Origin of the sequence: Actinosynnema sp. NPDC023658, assembly GCF_040639995.1 — a bacterium.
In the GTDB taxonomy this organism is placed as follows: domain Bacteria; phylum Actinomycetota; class Actinomycetes; order Mycobacteriales; family Pseudonocardiaceae; genus Actinosynnema.
The window spans coordinates 1-4,131 of record NZ_JBFAAX010000529.1 but is presented as its reverse complement, the minus strand read 5'-3'; the positions used below and the strand labels follow the sequence as shown (position 1 = coordinate 4,131).

The 4,131-nt window shown below is 71.8% G+C and carries 5 protein-coding genes; all 5 read right to left on the bottom strand.

Annotation, left to right across the window (positions count from 1 at the left end; all coding sequences use genetic code 11):
* Window positions 1–152 precede the first annotated feature (152 nt).
* Complete coding sequence (locus tag AB0G02_RS30465; RefSeq protein WP_360800776.1) at window positions 153–1,691, bottom strand: acyl-CoA carboxylase subunit beta; 1,539 nt, start codon at window positions 1,689–1,691, stop codon at window positions 153–155.
* Window positions 1,692–1,756: 65 nt separating this feature from the next.
* Window positions 1,757–2,764 carry an SDR family NAD(P)-dependent oxidoreductase gene (locus AB0G02_RS30460; protein WP_360800773.1) on the bottom strand — a complete coding sequence of 336 codons (1,008 nt, stop codon included), beginning with the start codon at window positions 2,762–2,764 and terminating at the stop codon, window positions 1,757–1,759.
* Window positions 2,765–2,798: 34 nt separating this feature from the next.
* Complete coding sequence (locus tag AB0G02_RS30455; protein ID WP_360800770.1) at window positions 2,799–3,305, bottom strand: flavin reductase family protein; 507 nt, start codon at window positions 3,303–3,305, stop codon at window positions 2,799–2,801.
* Window positions 3,302–3,760, bottom strand: a complete 459-nt coding sequence (locus AB0G02_RS30450; protein WP_360800767.1) for an acyl-CoA thioesterase — start codon at window positions 3,758–3,760, stop codon at window positions 3,302–3,304. The genes AB0G02_RS30455 and AB0G02_RS30450 overlap by 4 nt, the downstream gene beginning before the upstream one ends.
* 1 nt (window position 3,761) lies before the next feature.
* On the bottom strand, window positions 3,762–4,131 hold a 370-nt coding region (locus tag AB0G02_RS30445; RefSeq protein ID WP_360800764.1), incomplete at its 5' end, for a hypothetical protein.

Below are 4,131 nucleotides of genomic sequence, written 5' to 3'. Positions count from 1 at the left end.
CGCCCCGCCCCCCCCGCCCCCCACCCAGCGGGGCGCGCGAATCCCCCCCCCCCCGCCCCCCACCATACGCCCCCCGCCCCGCGTTCCACGCCGACTCCGGTCACCGCCGGAGGCCGTTGCCGGGCAACGGCCTCCCGATCCGCACCCGGCCGCTACAGCGGCAGGTTGCCGTGCTTGCGCGCCGGCGTCGGCCGGCGCTTGTTCCGCAGCATCGAGAGCCCCCGCGCCACCGCCGAACGGGTGTGCGCCGGGTCGATCACGTCGTCGACCAGCCCCCGCTCGGCCGCGTAGTAGGGGTGCACCAGCTGCTCGGAGTACTCCGCGAGCAGTTCGGCCCGCAGGGTGTCCGGGTCGGCCGAGGCGGCCAGCTCCTTGCGGAAGATGACGTTCACCGCGCCTTCCGCGCCCATCACCGCGATCTCGTTGGTGGGCCAGGCCAGCGACAGGTCCGTCCCGATGGACCGCGAGTCCATCACGATGTACGCGCCGCCGTACGCCTTGCGCACGATCACCTGGATGCGCGGCACGGTCGCCTCGCAGTAGGCGTAGAGCAGCTTCGCGCCGTGCCGGATGACGCCCGAGTGCTCCTGGGCCGTGCCGGGCAGGAAGCCGGGCACGTCGACCAACGACACCAGGGGGATGCCGAACGCGTCGCAGAACCGCACGAACCGCGCGGCCTTCTGGGACGCCTCGATGTCCAGCACGCCCGCGAACACCATCGGCTGGTTGCCGACCATGCCGACGACCGAGCCGTCGATCCGGCCGAGCGCCACCACCACGTTGCGCGCCCAGCCGGCGTGGACCTCGAGGAACTCCCCGTCGTCCACCAGCTCCTCGATCAGCGTGCGCATGTCGTAGGGCTTGTTCGGCTCCACGGGCACGATCGAGGCGAAGTCCGGCCGCAGGTCGTCCACCGCGCCCACGGTCTCGTAGGCGGGCGGCGGTTCCATGTTGTTCGACGGCAGCATGGAGACCAGGTAGCGGACGTCCTCCAGGCACGACTCCTCGTCCTCGTGCACGAACGACGCCAGGCCGGACAGCTCGCCGTGCACCTTCGCGCCGCCGAGCTCGTCGTGGCTGACCTTCTCCCCCGACACGGCCTGCACCACGTCCGGGCCGGTCAGGTACATCTGCGCGGTGCCGCGGACCATGAACGTGAAGTCCGCCAGGGCGGGCGAGTACGCGGCACCGCCCGCGGACGGCCCGAGCACCACGGCGATCTGCGGGATGATGCCGGACGCGGCCACCTGGCGGCGGAAGATGCCGCCGTAGCCGTCCAGCGCCATCACGCCCTCCTGGATGCGCGCGCCGCCGCTGTCGTTGAGCGAGATGATGGGCGAGCCGGTGTCGATGGCCATGTCCATCACCTTGTGGATCTTCGCCGCGTGCGCCTGGCCGAGCGACCCGCCGAAGATGGTGAAGTCCTGCGCGTAGACGAACACGCGCCGCCCGTCGATGGTGCCCGAGCCCGCCACCACGCCGTCGGTGTGCGGGCGGTGCTCGGACACCTTCAGGCCGTGCGCCTGGTGCCGCCGGTACAGCTCGACCTCGGTGAACGAGTCCTTGTCCAGCAGCATCTCCAGGCGTTCCCGCGCGGTCCGCTTGCCGAGCGAGCGCTGTCTGCGCACCGCGTCGGCGTTGGACACCGCGCGGTCGCGCAGGTCGTCGTTGCGCTCCCGGAGGAGTTCCATCGTGCGGGCGGGCAGTTCCGGTCGGATGTCCGCCCGCCCGTTGACGTGTTCGATCCCTGAGGTGGTCATCGGCGTCCTGCCTGGCGTTCGGTGACCGCGCCGCTGTCGGCGAGCCACCGCACGGTGTCGGTGACCGTGTCGACGAACGGTCGGGGCTTGAGGTCGAGCGTGCTCGCGGCCGGGTCGACCCGGACCGCCGCGGCGACCGTGGCGATCGCCTCGTGCTCCGCGGGGATGTGCCACGGCCACACCGGCTGCACCAGGTCCGCGAACCGGCCGACCGGGGTCATCATCGCCGGGGGCAGGAAGACCGCGGGCAACGACCGCCCGGTGGCCTCCCTGACCCCTTCGACGTACTGCCGCGTCGTGAGGTAGTGCCCGGGACCGAAGTGCCGTCCCGTCACGCCCGGGGCCAGCAGCGCCAGGTGCAGCGCCGCCGCGTCCCGGACGTCACCGATCTGCAGGCCGCCCGCCGGCCACATCGGCATGATCCCGCGCACCGTGTTGCGCAGCCGCACGGTCTGGTCGCCGAGCTTCGGGTCGTGCGGCCCGAGGAGGGCCGGTGGGTAGCTGACGACCACCGGCGCCCCCTCTTCCTGGTGCCGTCTCGCGATGGCTTCCGACGCGACCTTCGTCGCCGCGTACGGCGCACGGGTCGTGCCCAGCGGCGACTGCTCGTGGATGACCCGGACACCGGGTCCGAACAGCGCCGCGGTGCTCGACACGTGGACGGTGCGCCCCACCCCGGCACGGCGGGCGGCGTCGAGCACCACCTCCGTGCCGCGGGCGTTGGTGCGCAGCATCTCCGCCCGCCTGCGCCGGTCGAACGAGTACACCGACGCCGCGTGGACGACGGCGTCCGCGCCGCGCACCGCCGCGGTGACCGACTGCTCGTCGGTCACGTCCCCGACCACCACGTCCACCGCGTCGGGTGGCACCTCCAGTGGTCGCACGGCGGCCTCCACCGCGTTCGCGTCCCGGACCAGCAGGCGGACCCGGTGCCCGGCGCGCACGAGCTCCGCCACCGTGTGCGAGCCGACGAAACCGGTACCTCCGGTGACGGTCACCAGCATGTGCACTCCCTCCCGATGCGTGCGGACCCGGACGTCAGACCTGGTGGAACGCGCTGCTGTAGAACAGCAGCGCCTGGGCGTCCGCGCCGCGGCGGCAGCTGAGGACCTGACCGACGAAGATCGTGTGGTCCCCGCCGTCGTAGAACTGGACCAGCTCGCACTCCAGCCACGCCAGCGAGCCGTTCAGCAGCGGCACGCCCGTCGCCGGGCCCTCCAGCCAGTCCACCGCGTCGAACTGCTCCTGCCCGAGCGGGCGGCGCTTGTCCGCGAAGTACTTCGCGGTGTCCCGCTGCTCGGCGCCCATGATCGAGACGCCGAACCGCTTGCTGTTGCTGATCGCCTCGTGCATCACCGCGGAGCGGGCGATGCAGCACAGCACCAGCGGCGGGTCCAGCGACACCGAGGTGAACGCGTTCGCCGTCATGCCGTGCGCGTGCTCGCCGCCGACCGTCAGCACCGTGACCCCGGTCGCGAACAGGGACATGGCGTCCCTCAGCGAGGTCTCCTCCATCGTGGGCGCCGCCTCGTACATGTCGGTCATCCCCCCAGCCCGGCGCGGGCCAGCACCGGGGCCTCGGCGTAGGGCGCGAGCGCCTTGCGCAGGTCGTCGGGCACCCGGGACGGCACCGTGTTGGTGTTCGGGCCGCGCATGCACGCGATCCGCTGCCTGCCCTTGGCGACCAGGACCTCCTGGCCGGCGGTCACCTTGACGTAGTCGAAGCTGAACTGGATCTGCGTCTGGGTCAGCTCCTCCAGCCGCATCCGCACCGACAGCTCGTCGAAGAGCGTGATCTCGGAGAAGAACTCGCACTCGACCTTGAGGGTGAACAGCTTCAGGTCGTCCTGGAGGTCCTGGAGCACGCTCGGCGCGTTCTCCTTCAGGAACATCTCGCGGCACCGCCCCTGCCACCGCAGGTAGTTCACGTAGTACACGTTGCCGACGAGGTTGGTCTCCTCGAACCCCACGGTGTGCCGGATCTCGTAGTAGTTGGTCACGTCAGTCCTCCTTGCCCACGAGCACCGCGAACACCACCGGCTCGGGTTGGTCGTTGAGGGTGGTGACCCAGGTGGCCACCTTGGCGTCGCCGGTCGACAGCACCGCCCAGCCGTCCGGGTGGACCCGGTCGACGGTCAGCGCCTGCGTGGTGGAGCCCGTCTTGCGCAAGCACTCCAGGGCACCCCACACCCGCGTGCCGGCGATGGCCGCGGTCTCACCCGCCTCGGCGGTGAGCAGGTCCCGCACGGCGATCAGGTCGTCGCCCAGCAGGCCCACCCAGTCCTCCTCCGACCGGGCGGCGGCGGTCTCGACGTCGAGCGCGGTGTGCGGTACGTGGCCGCGTCGCAGGCCTACGCGTCGATCGCGTACG